Genomic DNA, 13,201 nt, shown 5'->3' with positions numbered 1-13,201 from the left:
TCACCGAGGGTCGCCGCCATGTCGCGCAACCTCTGCCTCACCCGTCAATGCCTGGGTCTAGTGACCCGTATCGAATGCGCCATCAAGCCGTTGGCCGGCGATAACGGCATGTGGACACTGCTCTTCGCTGCCGGCATGGCCGGCGAACAACCTTCCGCGATCAAAGCCCAGGGCCCGTTTCACGGCCCGATTGCCGCCGAATCCATCCTCGACACCATCGTTGAAAGCCTGACGATGCATGGTTACGAGCTGGCCGATGACCCGCAAATCTGGAGCCTGCACCTGCAAGCCCAGCTGCGTCAGATCAACGGCGGGCGCGGACGCAGTCTCAATAGCTAAGGCGCGGCGTCGGGCAACTGCGCCTTGTCGAGTTTGACCTCAAAACCGTATTGCACGGTGGCGAGGTCGGTGCGCTGATAGGTTTCCACGCGGGTCGGACGACCGTAGAAATAGTGCACGCCGAACATCGCCGGGCCTTGTGCACTGGCGTCGTGGCTGACCGAGAGAATCTGCTTGAGGTAGTTGCCACTGTCGTCCTTGACGAAGAATCGCCACTCGTTGGCCGGAAACACTTTCAGGTCGACCACCAACAGGTTGTTTTTGATCTCCAGGCCTTTGGGCAAAGACTTGGCGTCGTACGCTTGCGTGGCGACTGTCGCGAGGAACAGCGGCATTGAACCGACGGCAATCGCCGGGGTTTCCGGGAACAGGTTCAGGTCGTAGGTAATCGTCGCTTGCAGCGGATCGACCTGATACGCCTCGGGCGGCAGTTCGATCGGCTCGTCGAGTTTGCCGTTGTGTTTCTCGGTGAAGAACGTCACCGGGCTTTCACCGGGGTTGAAGTCGTCGCCCAGCAGTTCATCGTTGAAGGTGCGGCGGTGGGAGAACTCGATCCGCGCAGCGCTTGGGTCTTCCACCGACTGATGGATGCGGATGCCGGCCTTCAGTTGTTCCTCCGTCAGGCTCGCACCCTTGAGCCAGTTCGCCGCCAGGTCGTCGTACACCACTACCGGCAGATCGAGCGGCTGGATGGCTTTTTCGGTGGTGTGCTGGTTGAAGACGCGAATCGGCAGATCCAGCGCTTTACGAGTCACGGTCGCTTGCGAGAAATCCAGCACACTGACTTCCAGCGTGTCGATCGAGCCGTTGAAGTAGACCTTGTTGTAGCGTCGCGGGTGTTGTTGCTCGAACGTTTGCTGCTCCTCGGTCAACTGCTTTTCCAGTGTGTCGCTCCAGCTTTTCTGCTGCTGCAGATGCGTCAGTTGTTGCTGGTAGAAGGCCACTTGTTCCGGGCTTTCGTTGATTGAACCTGCGCGCACCAGGTATTGCCCGGTTGCGTCACGGGCCTGGACGATCAGCGGGTTGAGCTGTGCGCCAGCGACTTCTGCGGCCAGGGGCAGGTTGTTGCTGAACTCGACTTCGGCGTAATTCTTTTCGAGTTTGATCAGCTTGACGCTGAGGTTGTCGTTGTTGCGCGTCTGACCGACATCCTTGCTGGTCAGGTCAAAACTGTACAAGCGGCGTGGCGCGATGACTTCGACCTGGCCTTGCAGGCTGACCGGTTGCGGCTGAGTCTTCTTGTCGACATCCAGGCCTTCGATGAACGGATAGGTCACGGTCAGGTCATCAGGGTTGGTGACGTTGGAGCTGGACGGGCTGAGTTGAATGCCGGGATCGGTTTCCGACCATTCCGGCTGGTAAGGGATGACGCGCTTGTTGCTCAGCGTGACTGACTGCCACTCAACGCCGTGAGGAAACAGGAAGCCGCCGGGCGTGTTGAGGTTGAACGGGAAAACCGGTTGCAGGTCGGTGAGGTAATCCGAGCTGGCGTCCTTGTGCAGCACGAACAGGCCGTTGATGAAGGTGTCGACCAGCGCTTGTGGCGTCGGGTAGTGCTTGAGGACGCCGAGGGCGTCTTCGCCGTATTCGGTTTTTACCGGATGGTTGGCGAGTTTGAGCTGTGCGCGTTCCAGCAACAGGAGTGAGCCGCCCAGTTCAGTGACGGCGTCCTTGAGCTTCGGGTCGGTGATGGCGTCGAGGGAATGTTCGAACTTCGCCGTCTTCTCTTCAAGACTGACCGCGTGTTTCTCCTCGCCGGGCGAGCAACCGCCGATGAGCAGAGCAAGGCAGATTCCGGCCGTCGTTATTGGCAATCGCACATCCATTTCCACTCGTCCTGTCCACTGTCGCTGGGCTGTCAGTGATTTGGACACTAGCAGAAAAAAAATGACACACACACGCAGGTGGCGGATTTTCGGGCGGTTTCTGGCGGTCACAGGTCGCTGGTATACTCGCCGCCCATTACAACCCCCCTTGTGTGAGATTCAATGGAACGCTTTATCGAAAATGCAATGTACGCCACGCGCTGGCTGCTGGCGCCGATCTATATCGGGTTGTCGCTCGGGCTGCTGGCGCTGGCATTGAAATTCTTCCAGGAAGTGTTTCATGTCATTCCCAACGTCTTCTCCATGGCCGAATCCGAGCTGATTCTGGTGCTGCTGTCGCTGATCGACATGGCGCTGGTGGGCGGTTTGCTGGTGATGGTGATGATTTCCGGCTACGAGAACTTTGTCTCCGAGCTGAACATCGACGAAGGCAAAGAGAAGCTCAGCTGGCTGGGCACCATGGACTCCTCGTCGCTGAAGATGAAAGTGGCGGCGTCGATCGTGGCCATTTCCTCGATCCATTTGCTGCGGATCTTCATGGACGCCAAGAACGTCGATCCCGAGCATTTGATGTGGTACGTGATCATCCACATGACTTTTGTGATCTCGGCGTTTGCCATGGGTTATCTGGACAAGCTCACCAAGCACTGATGTGTTGTCGTTCGCTGTAACAAAACCGCCCGTCTGTTGCGAAACAGACGGGCGGTGTCGTTTGTGGCTTGTGCTTTGGCACGCACGGGCATATCCCTGTAGATGTCCTGACTCGCCACAGCGTGAGGTGCGTTCATGAATCTGCAAGAGCTGAATGCGTTTGCCATCGCCAGGAAGGTTGATGAGTTGAACCTGATCTCCATGGAAGGCGGGATTTACCTGCTTGAAGCGCGGATGCATGGCGCGGCGTATCCGTTGAGTGATCTCAAGGGCAACATGCTGACGCTGCGTTCGGTCGAACATGCTCGGGATTTGTTGCACAGCTTTCCGGTGTTGCCGTTCAACCTCGTACACACCTCGGTACACGATGAAATGTGTGGTCTGGGTGCCAGTGGCGAGGAAAGCCTAAAAGTGCCGCTCGCCTGGCGCTCGGCCCTGTAGGCCCGGCGCGCCACAGGTCTGGCTTCTGTGCTAGTCTGCTCGCCCTTTTGGTTCCGGGCGCGCCGGGACGCGCTGTGCACGCACGGCAAGTCTTGTGGCCGTCCGCACAGCGGAGCAGTGTCATGTCCGAAGTAAATCTGTCCACCGACGAAACCCGCGTCAGCTACGGCATCGGCCGTCAGCTGGGTGACCAGCTGCGCGACAACCCGCCACCGGGCGTGAGCCTGGACGCGATCCTGGCCGGTCTGACCGACGCGTTCGGCGGCCTGCCAAGCCGTGTGGGTCAGGAAGAAATGTCCGCCAGCTTCAAAGTGATCCGCGAGATCATGCAAGCCGAAGCGGCAGCCAAAGCTGAAGCCGCCGCTGGCGAAGGCCTGGCCTTCCTGGCTGAAAACGCCAAGCGTGACGGCATCACCACTCTGGCTTCCGGCCTGCAATTCGAAGTGCTGACTCAGGGTGAAGGCGCCAAGCCGACCCGTGAAGACCAAGTGCGTACTCACTACCACGGCACGCTGATCGACGGCACCGTGTTCGACAGCTCCTACGAGCGCGGCCAGCCTGCAGAATTCCCGGTTGGCGGCGTAATCGCCGGCTGGACCGAAGCCCTGCAACTGATGAATGCCGGCAGCAAATGGCGTCTGTACGTGCCGAGCGAGCTGGCTTACGGCGCGCAAGGCGTTGGCAGCATCCCGCCGCACAGCGTTCTGGTATTCGACGTCGAGCTGCTCGACGTTCTGTAATCCCGTTACCCTGCACAAGCGTGGCTTGTGCAGGGTTTCTCAGTCTTTCTCATACTTGAAACTTGTGCTGCAGTTCGCTGGTCGGGCGCAAGGCCCGGGCGTAGCAGAACAGGAACAGATTGCGCACCAGCTCCTTGAGCACCAGCGGCTCACTGGAATTCAGGCTGCTGACGTCCAGATCCCCTTGATCCTGCAACTCATGCAAGGCTTCTTCTTCAAGCACCGCACAGACTTCGCCGGTTTCCCGATGGAGGATTCTTAGGTAAGGGTGTGGGCGATCCAGCCAGGCGTCGATCAAATAAGTCATGGTGCTCATCTCCATTGAAAGGGTTTCAATGAGAATAATTCTTATTCGTCAAATAGCAAGCGCCTATTGGCGGTTTGTGATTTTTTGCGGGTAAAGATTGCGTAAGGTCAAAACGGCTGGCGTTCAGCTATTACGTGGATTGGCTGGGGAAGGCGGGGATGGCGACGCTCCATCCCACGACTGGCGCGGGATGGATGACAGCAGATTCAGACTTTTCTGACGAACTCGGATTTGAGCTTCATCGGGCCGATGCCGTCGATCTTGCAGTCGATGTCGTGGTCGCCATCGCACAGGCGAATGTTCTTGACCTTGGTGCCGACCTTGACCACCAGCGAAGTGCCTTTGACCTTCAAGTCCTTGATCACGGTGATTGTGTCGCCGTCCTGCAGGACGTTGCCGACCGAATCTTTCTTCACGGTGTCATCCGCAGCGACTTCTGCTTCGCCGTTTGCCGACCACTCGTGGGCGCACTCCGGGCAGATCAGTTGGGCGCCGTCTTCGTAGGTGTATTCGGAATTGCATTTCGGGCAGGGTGGCAACGTGCTCACTAAGGCTCCTTGGGATGTGGGTCACTAAAAGTCGCACATTGTATAAGGTTTTAGCCGCAAGCGGGCAGGCAACAAAAAGCCGCAGGCTTCAAAGAAGGCTGCGGCTCTTGATTGCGCAGGGGGAGATCAGTGCGTGCGGGCGACCGCAAACTCGCTCAGTTCAACCAGTGCGTCGCGGTATTCGCTGGCCGGCAGCGCTTCGAGGCACTTGATCGCACGGGCTACGTAATCACGGGCCAGTTGCGCGGTGTATTCCAGAGAACCGGACGCTTCCACGGCAATGCGAATGCTTTCCAGGTCTTCGATCCCGCCTTTCTGGATCGCCTGACGCACCAAAGCTGCCTGTTCTGGCGTGCCTTCGCGCATGGTGTAGATCAGCGGCAGGGTCGGCTTGCCTTCGGCCAGATCGTCGCCGACGTTCTTGCCCAGGGTTTCGGCGTCGCCCTTGTAGTCGAGCAAGTCGTCGACCAGTTGGAACGCCACACCCAGGTGATCGCCGAAGGTGCGCAGCGCTTCGCTCTGCTCGGCGGTGGCACCGGCCAGCGCGGCGGCGCTATGAGTCGAGGCTTCGAAGAGCATCGCGGTCTTGCCGCGGATGACTTCCATGTAGGTTTCTTCCGTGGTGCTGGCGTCACGCACCTTGGACAACTGCAGCACTTCGCCTTCAGCGATGATGCGCGTGGCCTGGGAGAGGATCTTCATCACCGGCATCGAGCCGAGTTCGACCATCATCTCGAACGAGCGCGAGTACAGAAAGTCGCCGACCAGCACGCTTGGAGCATTGCCCCACATGGCATTGGCAGTCGAGCGGCCACGGCGCATGCCAGACATGTCGACCACGTCGTCATGCAACAAGGTCGCGGTGTGCAGGAATTCGATGGTTGCCGCCAGCAGACGCATGTCGTCGCCTTCGCGACCCAGAGCCTTGCCACACAACAGTACTAATAAAGGACGCAGGCGTTTGCCGCCGGCCGACGTGATGTAATCGCCGATTTTCGATACCAGCGGCACTCGGGAAGTCAGCTGCTTCTTGATGATGCCGTCGACGGCGCTAAAATCGTCCGCCACCGCGCGGTAGAAAGCTTGGGGTTGCATCAGCGAGAGTCGCTCCAGAAGGGTTGCGCGGCATGCTAGGACCCCCACCCAGACCTGTCAAGGCGCGATGGACGGCTACTTGCAAGCCTGCGGCGCCTTGCGTACAATCGCGCACCCTGAACTTCCTGGGCAGCACCTGCCTTACGCAATTGCAAGCGGGCCTTCCAGCCCCATGCAGCCATGCCAGCCAATACCTCTTCTTATAAAGAGCTGGGTGAGCAGGATTATCGGAGAAATACCATGTCTTATGCAGTAATCGTTACTGGCGGCAAGCAATACAAGGTCGCCCCAGGTGAATACCTGAAGATCGAAAAACTGGAAGTCGCTACCGGCGAATCCGTTACCTTTGATCGCGTTCTGTTGGTTGCCAATGGCGACGACGTGAATATCGGCGCTCCAGTTGTTGCTGGCGCTACCGTTGTGGCTGAAGTGATCTCCCAAGGTCGTCACGATAAAGTCCGCATCATCAAGTTCCGTCGCCGTAAGCACCACATGAAGCGTATGGGCCACCGCCAGTGGTACACCGAGATCAAAATCACCGGTATTCAGGCTTAATTTCAGCCTAATTCCTCACTAGGAGAATTGAACTCATGGCACACAAAAAAGCTGGTGGTAGTACCCGTAACGGTCGCGACTCAGAAGCCAAACGCCTTGGCGTGAAGATGTATGGCGGCCAGGTCATCAAGGCCGGCAACATCATCGTGCGTCAGCGCGGCACCCAATTCCACGCTGGCTACGGCGTTGGCATGGGTAAAGATCACACTCTCTTCGCTAAAATCGAAGGCGTGATCAAGTTTGAAGTAAAAGGCGCCTTCGGTCGTCGTTACGTGAGCGTAATCGCGGCTTAATCGCGAGATCGCTGGAAGAGCCCTGTCTTGCGACGGGGCTTTTTCGTTTGTGGGGTGAGTCTCTTGCAAAACTGTTTGTATGGGCTGTCGGCGTGCGATGCAGGTCGTGTTTTGGGGTCGCTGCGCTCATTTTTGCAAGAGTCTTATGTCTTGATTGTTTTTCGGCTCGTCCGTATGGCGAGAGGCGTTGGTTATGAAGTTTGTTGATGAAGTATCGATCCGCGTAAAGGCTGGCGACGGCGGCAATGGTTGCATGAGTTTCCGTCGGGAAAAATTCATTGAAAACGGCGGTCCTAACGGCGGTGATGGCGGTGACGGCGGTTCCATCTACATGATGGCCGACGAAAACCTAAACACCCTGGTGGATTACCGTTACACCCGGCACTTCGATGCCGAGCGTGGCTCCAACGGCGGCAGCACCGACTGCACCGGCAAGAAGGGCGAGGATCTGATTCTGCGTGTGCCGGTCGGCACCACGGTGATCGACTCCGCCACCCAGGAAGTCATCGGTGACCTGACCAAGGCTGGTCAGAAACTGATGGTGGTGCAGGGCGGCTGGCACGGTCTGGGCAACACCCGTTTCAAATCCAGTACCAACCGTGCGCCGCGTCAGACTACTCCGGGCAAGCCGGGTGAGCAGCGCGACCTGAAGCTGGAAATGAAGGTGCTGGCTGACGTCGGTCTGCTGGGCTTGCCGAATGCGGGCAAAAGTACCTTTATCCGTTCGGTGTCGGCCGCCAAGCCGAAAGTTGCCGACTATCCGTTCACTACCCTGGTGCCGAACCTGGGTGTGGTCAGCGTCGACCGCTGGAAGAGCTTCGTCATTGCCGACATTCCGGGTCTGATCGAAGGTGCTTCCGATGGCGCCGGTCTGGGCATTCGCTTCCTCAAGCACTTGGCGCGTACGCGTCTGTTGCTGCACCTCGTCGACATGGCGCCGCTGGATGACAGTAGTGCGCCGGATGCCGCTGAAGTGATCGTCAACGAGCTGACCAAGTTCAGCCCGTCGCTGGCCGAGCGTGATCGCTGGCTGGTGCTGAACAAGTGCGACCAGATCCTTGAGGAAGAGCACGAAGAGCGCGTCAAGGAAGTTGTCGAGCGTCTGCAGTGGGAAGGTCCGGTCTACGTGATCTCGGCCATCGCCAAAGATGGCACTGAACGTCTGACCCGCGACATCATGCGTTACCTCGAGGATCGTGCTGATCGTCTGGCCAATGATCCTGCTTACAAAGAAGAGCTGGCAGACCTCGATCAGCGCATCGAAGACGAAGCGCGCGCGCAATTGCAGGCGCTGGATGATCAGCGTGCCCTGCGTCGCAGCGGCGTGAAGTCGGTCCACGACATCGGTGATGATGATTGGGACGAAGAAGATGTGGATGACGAAGATGGTCCGGAAATCATTTACGTGCGTGACTGATTCGTTGCAGTAAACTTAAGCGCCGCTCAATCGAGCGGCGTTTTAGTATCTGGAAATCGATTGTTGGTCGCGAAGAACCACGAATAACGTCACGGGCAGTGCCAGGTCGCGCTGCCCTCAAGCTAAGGTTGAAGATGATGCGGAGCAAGGTGACAGGTGCGCAGCGTTGGGTCGTGAAGATCGGCAGCGCTTTGCTGACAGCTGATGGCAAGGGGCTGGATCGCGCGGCAATGAGTGTCTGGGTCGAGCAGATGGTGGCCTTGCATGAGGCTGGCGTCGAGCTGGTGCTGGTGTCCTCCGGGGCGGTGGCGGCCGGCATGAGTCGTTTGGGCTGGACTGCGCGACCCAGTGCGATGCACGAGCTCCAGGCGGCCGCCGCCATCGGTCAGATGGGTTTGGTGCAGGCCTGGGAATCCAGCTTCGCCGAGCATGGCCGGCACACGGCGCAGATTCTCCTGACCCACGACGACCTCTCTGATCGCAAGCGCTACCTGAATGCCCGCAGCACCTTGCGCGCGTTGGTCGAGCTGAAGGTCATTCCGGTGATCAATGAAAACGACACTGTGGTCACTGACGAAATCCGTTTTGGTGACAACGACACGCTGGCGGCATTGGTCGCCAACCTGGTCGAGGCTGATCTGCTGGTCATTCTGACCGACCGCGACGGCATGTTCGACGCTGACCCGCGCAACAATCCCGATGCGCAGCTGATTTATGAGGCGCGCGCCGATGATCCGGGTCTGGATGCGGTCGCGGGCGGCACGGGTGGTGCGCTGGGTCGTGGCGGCATGCAGACCAAGTTGCGTGCGGCTCGTCTGGCGGCGCGTTCCGGGGCGCACACCATTATTGTCGGCGGGCGTCTCGAGCGCGTACTTGATCGCCTGAAGGCTGGCGAGCGCATTGGTACGTTGTTATCGCCCGAGCGCGGTATGCTCGCGGCCCGCAAGCAGTGGCTGGCCGGCCACCTGCAAACTCGCGGCACATTGGTGCTGGATGAGGGGGCGGTGTCGGCTCTTTCTCAGGGCAACAAAAGCTTGCTGCCGGTGGGTGTGAAGCTGGTGCAGGGCAGTTTCCGTCGTGGTGAGATGGTGGTGTGCGTAGCGCCGGATGGTCGTGAGATCGCTCGGGGGCTGGCCAATTACAGCGCGCTGGAAGCACAAAAAATCATCGGCCAATCGTCGGATGCGATTGTCGGTTTGCTGGGGTACATGGCTGAGCCGGAACTGGTTCACCGTGACAATCTGATTCTGGTGTAAGGAAAGCTCGATGCGCGTAGCAAAAGGATTGTTGGGTCTGCTGATGGCGCTGCCATTGCTGGCGTCCGCCGAGGAAATCGGTCAGGTGTCGACCGTGTTCAAGTTTGTCGGCCCAAATGACCGGATCGTGGTCGAGGCGTTCGATGATCCGAAGGTTGAAGGTGTGACCTGCTACCTGTCGCGCGCCAAGACCGGCGGAGTGAAGGGTGGGTTGGGTCTGGCAGAAGATCGCGCCGAGGCCTCGATCGCTTGTCGTCAGGTTGGCCCGATCAAGTTCAAGGGTGAGCTGAAGGATGGCGATGAGGTGTTCAAGGAGCGTACCTCGCTGGTATTCAAGACCATGCAGGTAGTGCGTTTTCTCGACAAGAAGCGCAATACCCTGGTTTATCTGGTCTACAGCGATCGCTTGATCGAAGGCAGTCCGCAGAATGCGGTGACGGCAATCCCGATTCTGCCATGGGTGCCGGTTCAGCAATAACGCGCAATCTGAAGGCGGGAGCAGGCAAATCTGCTCCCGCTTTTTTGTGTCTCGCCAAATCGCAGGCAATAAAAAACCGACCCTGAGGTCGGTTTTTTAATGACTACGTCGATTAAGCAGCAGTTTTCAGTGCTTTGACGTGGCCATTCAGACGGCTCTTATGACGAGCAGCCTTGTTCTTGTGGATGATGCCTTTATCGGCCATACGGTCGATAACTGGCACAGCCAGAACGTATGCAGCTTGAGCTTTTTCAGCGTCTTTTGCGTCGATGGCTTTAACTACATTCTTGATGTAGGTACGAACCATGGAACGCAGGCTGGCGTTGTGGCTGCGACGCTTCTCAGCCTGTTTTGCACGTTTTTTGGCGGAAGGTGAGTTGGCCACCGTCGAGCTCCTCGAAAGACTTTTTAGGAAATAGCAAACAAAATAGGCCGCGAATCATGCCGATGAAGAGAAGTCTTGTCAAGGGCGCTTGAAACGTTCCGCTAAGTGGTAGGCGTGGTGCGACGGGATATTTCTTTCCGGCGTGTGACCTGTAAACTCGCGAGCTTTGGCTCTGTGCTGTTGCGGCGCAGAGTATCGCACAAGTGGGCGCTATATTCGCCTGCTGTTTATCGACAGGCACACATTCCCTCAATGAATCTGCTCAAATCGTTGGCCGCCGTCAGCTCTATCACGATGCTTTCCCGGGTTTTGGGGTTTGTGCGTGACACGCTGATTGCCCGTACATTCGGCGCCGGAATGGCGACGGACGCCTTCTTCATTGCCTTCAAACTGCCCAATCTGTTGCGGCGGATTTTTGCCGAAGGTGCGTTTTCACAGGCATTCGTACCGATTCTGGCCGAATACAAAAGCCAGAAGGGCGAAGAGGCGACGCGAACTTTCATTGCCTACGTTTCAGGTCTGTTGACCCTTGTGCTGGCGGTGGTAACCGCGTTGGGCATGATCGCCGCGCCGTGGGTGATCTGGGCCACCGCGCCCGGTTTTACCGACACTCCGGAGAAATTCCAGCTCACCTCCGATCTGCTGCGAGTGACGTTCCCCTATATATTGCTGATCTCCCTGTCTTCGCTGGCAGGCGCGATTCTCAATACCTGGAACCGTTTCTCGGTGCCGGCGTTCGTGCCGACACTGCTCAACGTCAGCATGATTGTGTTTTCACTGTTCCTGACGCCGTACTTCGATCCGCCGGTGATGGCCCTTGGCTGGGCTGTACTGGTGGGGGGCTTGGCGCAACTGCTCTATCAACTGCCGCACCTGAAAAAGATCGGCATGCTGGTGTTGCCACGCCTGAATCTGCGCGACACGGGCGTCTGGCGAGTGATGAAGCAGATGCTGCCGGCGATCCTAGGTGTGTCGGTCAGCCAGATTTCGCTGATCATCAACACCATTTTTGCCTCGTTCCTGGTGGCGGGCTCGGTGTCGTGGATGTATTACGCCGACCGCCTGATGGAGCTGCCGTCCGGCGTTCTGGGGGTGGCGCTGGGTACGATTCTGTTGCCGACACTGGCCAAGACCTACGCCAGCAAGGATCGTCATGAGTATTCGCGAATTCTCGACTGGGGTCTGCGTCTGTGCTTCGTTTTGGTGCTGCCATGCGCGTTGGCGCTAGGGATACTCGCTGAACCGCTGACGGTTTCGCTGTTCCAGTACGGCCAGTTCAGTGGCTTCGACGCCGAGATGACCCAGCGTGCGTTGATTGCTTATTCTGTCGGCTTGCTCGGGATTATTGTGATCAAGGTGCTGGCGCCGGGCTTTTATGCGCAACAGAACATCCGTACGCCGGTAAAAATCGCAATCTTCACGCTAGTAGTGACTCAACTGTTCAACCTGGTGTTGATTGGCCCGCTGGCCCACGCCGGCCTGGCATTGGCGATCAGTGCCGGTGCCTGCCTGAACGCCGGGCTGCTTTTCTACCAACTACGCAAACAGCAGATGTATCAACCGCAACCGGGTTGGGCCAAGTTCGGTTTCAAACTGGTGGTGGCGGTGACAGTGATGTCGGCCGTGCTGCTGATCGGCATGCATTTCATGCCGGCCTGGGATCAAGGGCACATGCTTGAGCGCTTCTTGCGCCTGGGCGCCTTGGTCGTTGCTGGCGTGGTGGCGTATTTCGGTATGTTGCTGCTGCTCGGATTTCGCCTGCGTGACTTCAATCGCAAGGCCTTGAGCTGAGGTTTTACCCTTTATAAACAGGCGTGGGCCGGCAGTTTTGTCGGCTCGATCACTTTGCGTTACGGTGTTGCCTGTCGTCGACCGTCGGGTGTGGTTATAATCGACCACTTTATGAGCAAGAAGCGCGTTATGCAGCTGGTTCGAGGCCTCCACAACTTGCGCCCCCAGCATCGGGGCTGCGTCGCCACTATTGGCAACTTTGACGGTGTTCACCGTGGTCACCAGGCTATCCTGGCCCGACTGCGTGAGCGTGCGCTTGAGTTGGGCGTACCCAGCTGCGTGGTGATTTTCGAACCGCAGCCACGGGAATTCTTTGCCCCCGAGACGGCTCCGGCGCGTCTGGCCCGGCTGCGTGACAAACTGCAATTGCTGGCCGCCGAAGGCGTCGACCGGGTCTTGTGCCTTGCCTTCAACCAGCGATTGAGCAAACTCAGCGCCAGTGAATTCGTCGACACCATCCTCGTCGATGGACTCGGTGTGCAACATCTGGAGGTCGGTGACGATTTCCGCTTCGGTTGCGATCGCCTCGGCGATTTTGACTTCCTGTTGCAGGCCGGACAGGTTCACGGCTTTACCGTTGAAGCCGCGCAAACTGTCGAGCTGGATGGCATTCGCGTCAGCAGTACGCAAGTGCGCAACGCGTTGGCCGCCGCCGACTTTGCCTTGGCCGAACGCCTGCTGGGCCGGCCGTACCGCATCGCCGGTCGCGTGCTGCACGGCCAGAAACTGGCCCGGCAACTGGGTACGCCCACTGCCAACATTCAACTGAAACGCCGTCGCGTGCCGTTCACCGGGGTTTACCTGGTGGATGTCGATATCGACGGCAAGACCTGGCCCGGCGTCGCCAATATCGGCGTGCGGCCCACGGTGCAAGGTGATGGCAAAGCCCACCTTGAAGTGCATCTTTTAGATTTTGCCGGCGATCTGTATGACCGGCGTTTGACGGTGGTTTTCCACCAAAAGCTGCGTGAAGAGCAGCGCTTCGCCTCTCTGGAGGCATTGAAAACGGCGATCAATGCGGATGTCGCCACCGCCCGTGCACTAGCCGCACCTAGCGCCCATCGCTAATGAAGAGCCTT

At 58.3% G+C, this 13,201-nt stretch carries 16 protein-coding genes; 11 read left to right on the top strand and 5 right to left on the bottom strand.

The annotated features are described in order from the left end of the window. The first annotated feature begins 18 nt into the window (after positions 1 to 18). Positions 19 to 339, top strand: a complete 321-nt coding sequence (locus tag F2P67_RS01615; RefSeq protein WP_166216533.1) for a PA4575 family protein — start codon at positions 19 to 21, stop codon at positions 337 to 339. Here the strand turns inward: F2P67_RS01615 and F2P67_RS01610 are convergent. Next, entirely contained in the window at positions 336 to 2,165 is a 1,830-nt protein-coding gene (locus tag F2P67_RS01610; protein ID WP_166216530.1) for a hypothetical protein, read from the bottom strand. The two genes, F2P67_RS01615 and F2P67_RS01610, sit on opposite strands and share 4 nt — an antisense overlap. A gap of 162 nt (positions 2,166 to 2,327) precedes the next feature. Here F2P67_RS01610 and F2P67_RS01605 point away from each other — a divergent pair, with 162 nt between their 5' ends. The 3 genes from F2P67_RS01605 to bamJ all read left to right on the top strand — a co-directional run bounded on the left by F2P67_RS01605 (position 2,328) and on the right by bamJ (position 3,997). After that, on the top strand, positions 2,328 to 2,816 hold the full coding sequence (locus F2P67_RS01605) for a TIGR00645 family protein (RefSeq protein ID WP_007950967.1): 489 nt from the start codon (positions 2,328 to 2,330) through the stop codon (positions 2,814 to 2,816). A 135-nt stretch (positions 2,817 to 2,951) separates the two neighbouring features. After that, a complete protein-coding gene (locus F2P67_RS01600; protein WP_166216527.1) occupies positions 2,952 to 3,257 on the top strand; it encodes a DUF6482 family protein in 306 nt (101 codons plus the stop codon). A 122-nt stretch (positions 3,258 to 3,379) separates the two neighbouring features. Further along, positions 3,380 to 3,997 (top strand): BamJ family beta-barrel-assembly machinery protein, encoded by a 618-nt coding sequence (gene bamJ, locus F2P67_RS01595; RefSeq protein WP_166216524.1) that lies wholly within the window; start codon positions 3,380 to 3,382, stop codon positions 3,995 to 3,997. Positions 3,998 to 4,046: 49 nt separating this feature from the next. On the opposite strand, the gene F2P67_RS01590 is transcribed toward bamJ, so the two are convergent. The 3 genes from F2P67_RS01590 to F2P67_RS01580 form a co-directional block, all read right to left on the bottom strand. Continuing rightward, positions 4,047 to 4,304 carry a PA4570 family protein gene (locus F2P67_RS01590; RefSeq protein ID WP_166216521.1) on the bottom strand — a complete coding sequence of 86 codons (258 nt, stop codon included), beginning with the start codon at positions 4,302 to 4,304 and terminating at the stop codon, positions 4,047 to 4,049. 206 nt (positions 4,305 to 4,510) lie between these two features. Then, complete coding sequence (locus tag F2P67_RS01585) at positions 4,511 to 4,852, bottom strand: zinc ribbon domain-containing protein YjdM (RefSeq protein ID WP_166216518.1); 342 nt, start codon at positions 4,850 to 4,852, stop codon at positions 4,511 to 4,513. Positions 4,853 to 4,978: 126 nt separating this feature from the next. Next, entirely contained in the window at positions 4,979 to 5,947 is a 969-nt protein-coding gene (locus F2P67_RS01580) for a polyprenyl synthetase family protein (RefSeq protein WP_007909817.1), read from the bottom strand. Positions 5,948 to 6,187: 240 nt separating this feature from the next. Here F2P67_RS01580 and rplU point away from each other — a divergent pair, with 240 nt between their 5' ends. The 5 genes from rplU to F2P67_RS01555 all read left to right on the top strand — a co-directional run bounded on the left by rplU (position 6,188) and on the right by F2P67_RS01555 (position 9,946). Continuing rightward, positions 6,188 to 6,502, top strand: coding sequence for a 50S ribosomal protein L21 (gene rplU, locus F2P67_RS01575; protein ID WP_007950961.1), 315 nt, complete (start codon positions 6,188 to 6,190; stop codon positions 6,500 to 6,502). Between the two features lie 35 nt (positions 6,503 to 6,537). Beyond that, positions 6,538 to 6,795, top strand: a complete 258-nt coding sequence (gene rpmA, locus F2P67_RS01570) for a 50S ribosomal protein L27 (RefSeq protein WP_016773121.1) — start codon at positions 6,538 to 6,540, stop codon at positions 6,793 to 6,795. A 193-nt stretch (positions 6,796 to 6,988) separates the two neighbouring features. Continuing rightward, on the top strand, positions 6,989 to 8,212 hold the full coding sequence (gene cgtA / locus F2P67_RS01565; protein WP_166216515.1) for an Obg family GTPase CgtA: 1,224 nt from the start codon (positions 6,989 to 6,991) through the stop codon (positions 8,210 to 8,212). 137 nt (positions 8,213 to 8,349) lie between these two features. Next, positions 8,350 to 9,468 carry a glutamate 5-kinase gene (gene proB / locus F2P67_RS01560; protein WP_166216511.1) on the top strand — a complete coding sequence of 373 codons (1,119 nt, stop codon included), beginning with the start codon at positions 8,350 to 8,352 and terminating at the stop codon, positions 9,466 to 9,468. Positions 9,469 to 9,478: 10 nt separating this feature from the next. Next, positions 9,479 to 9,946: a CreA family protein gene (locus F2P67_RS01555; protein ID WP_166216509.1), complete on the top strand. Its 468-nt coding sequence runs from the start codon at positions 9,479 to 9,481 to the stop codon at positions 9,944 to 9,946. 112 nt (positions 9,947 to 10,058) lie between these two features. On the opposite strand, the gene rpsT is transcribed toward F2P67_RS01555, so the two are convergent. Further along, complete coding sequence (gene rpsT / locus F2P67_RS01550) at positions 10,059 to 10,331, bottom strand: 30S ribosomal protein S20 (protein ID WP_166216506.1); 273 nt, start codon at positions 10,329 to 10,331, stop codon at positions 10,059 to 10,061. 252 nt (positions 10,332 to 10,583) lie between these two features. On the opposite strand from rpsT, the gene murJ reads away from it, so the two are divergent. After that, positions 10,584 to 12,122 carry a murein biosynthesis integral membrane protein MurJ gene (murJ, locus tag F2P67_RS01545; protein ID WP_166216503.1) on the top strand — a complete coding sequence of 513 codons (1,539 nt, stop codon included), beginning with the start codon at positions 10,584 to 10,586 and terminating at the stop codon, positions 12,120 to 12,122. A 129-nt stretch (positions 12,123 to 12,251) separates the two neighbouring features. Continuing rightward, on the top strand, positions 12,252 to 13,190 hold the full coding sequence (ribF, locus tag F2P67_RS01540) for a bifunctional riboflavin kinase/FAD synthetase (protein ID WP_042561145.1): 939 nt from the start codon (positions 12,252 to 12,254) through the stop codon (positions 13,188 to 13,190). Positions 13,191 to 13,201 lie beyond the last annotated feature (11 nt).

This window comes from Pseudomonas atagonensis, from assembly GCF_011369485.1.
Lineage (GTDB): Bacteria > Pseudomonadota > Gammaproteobacteria > Pseudomonadales > Pseudomonadaceae > Aquipseudomonas > Aquipseudomonas atagonensis.
Note: the sequence above shows the minus strand (reverse complement) of the source record. Positions and strands in the feature narration are given on the sequence as shown.

Bases quoted from the DNA above. Each gene is read 5' to 3' on its own strand.
- F2P67_RS01555 (WP_166216509.1), top strand. From the start codon at position 9,479: ATGCGCGTAGCAAAAGGATTGTTGGGTCTGCTGATGGCGCTGCCATTG.
- F2P67_RS01600 (WP_166216527.1), top strand. From the start codon at position 2,952: ATGAATCTGCAAGAGCTGAATGCGTTTGCCATCGCCAGGAAGGTTGAT.
- F2P67_RS01615 (WP_166216533.1), top strand. From the start codon at position 19: ATGTCGCGCAACCTCTGCCTCACCCGTCAATGCCTGGGTCTAGTGACC.
- F2P67_RS01580 (WP_007909817.1), bottom strand. From the start codon at position 5,947: ATGCAACCCCAAGCTTTCTACCGCGCGGTGGCGGACGATTTTAGCGCC.
- cgtA (WP_166216515.1), top strand. From the start codon at position 6,989: ATGAAGTTTGTTGATGAAGTATCGATCCGCGTAAAGGCTGGCGACGGC.
- rplU (WP_007950961.1), top strand. From the start codon at position 6,188: ATGTCTTATGCAGTAATCGTTACTGGCGGCAAGCAATACAAGGTCGCC.
- F2P67_RS01590 (WP_166216521.1), bottom strand. From the start codon at position 4,304: ATGACTTATTTGATCGACGCCTGGCTGGATCGCCCACACCCTTACCTA.
- murJ (WP_166216503.1), top strand. From the start codon at position 10,584: ATGAATCTGCTCAAATCGTTGGCCGCCGTCAGCTCTATCACGATGCTT.
- rpmA (WP_016773121.1), top strand. From the start codon at position 6,538: ATGGCACACAAAAAAGCTGGTGGTAGTACCCGTAACGGTCGCGACTCA.
- ribF (WP_042561145.1), top strand. From the start codon at position 12,252: ATGCAGCTGGTTCGAGGCCTCCACAACTTGCGCCCCCAGCATCGGGGC.
- F2P67_RS01610 (WP_166216530.1), bottom strand. From the start codon at position 2,165: ATGGATGTGCGATTGCCAATAACGACGGCCGGAATCTGCCTTGCTCTG.
- bamJ (WP_166216524.1), top strand. From the start codon at position 3,380: ATGTCCGAAGTAAATCTGTCCACCGACGAAACCCGCGTCAGCTACGGC.
- proB (WP_166216511.1), top strand. From the start codon at position 8,350: ATGCGGAGCAAGGTGACAGGTGCGCAGCGTTGGGTCGTGAAGATCGGC.
- F2P67_RS01605 (WP_007950967.1), top strand. From the start codon at position 2,328: ATGGAACGCTTTATCGAAAATGCAATGTACGCCACGCGCTGGCTGCTG.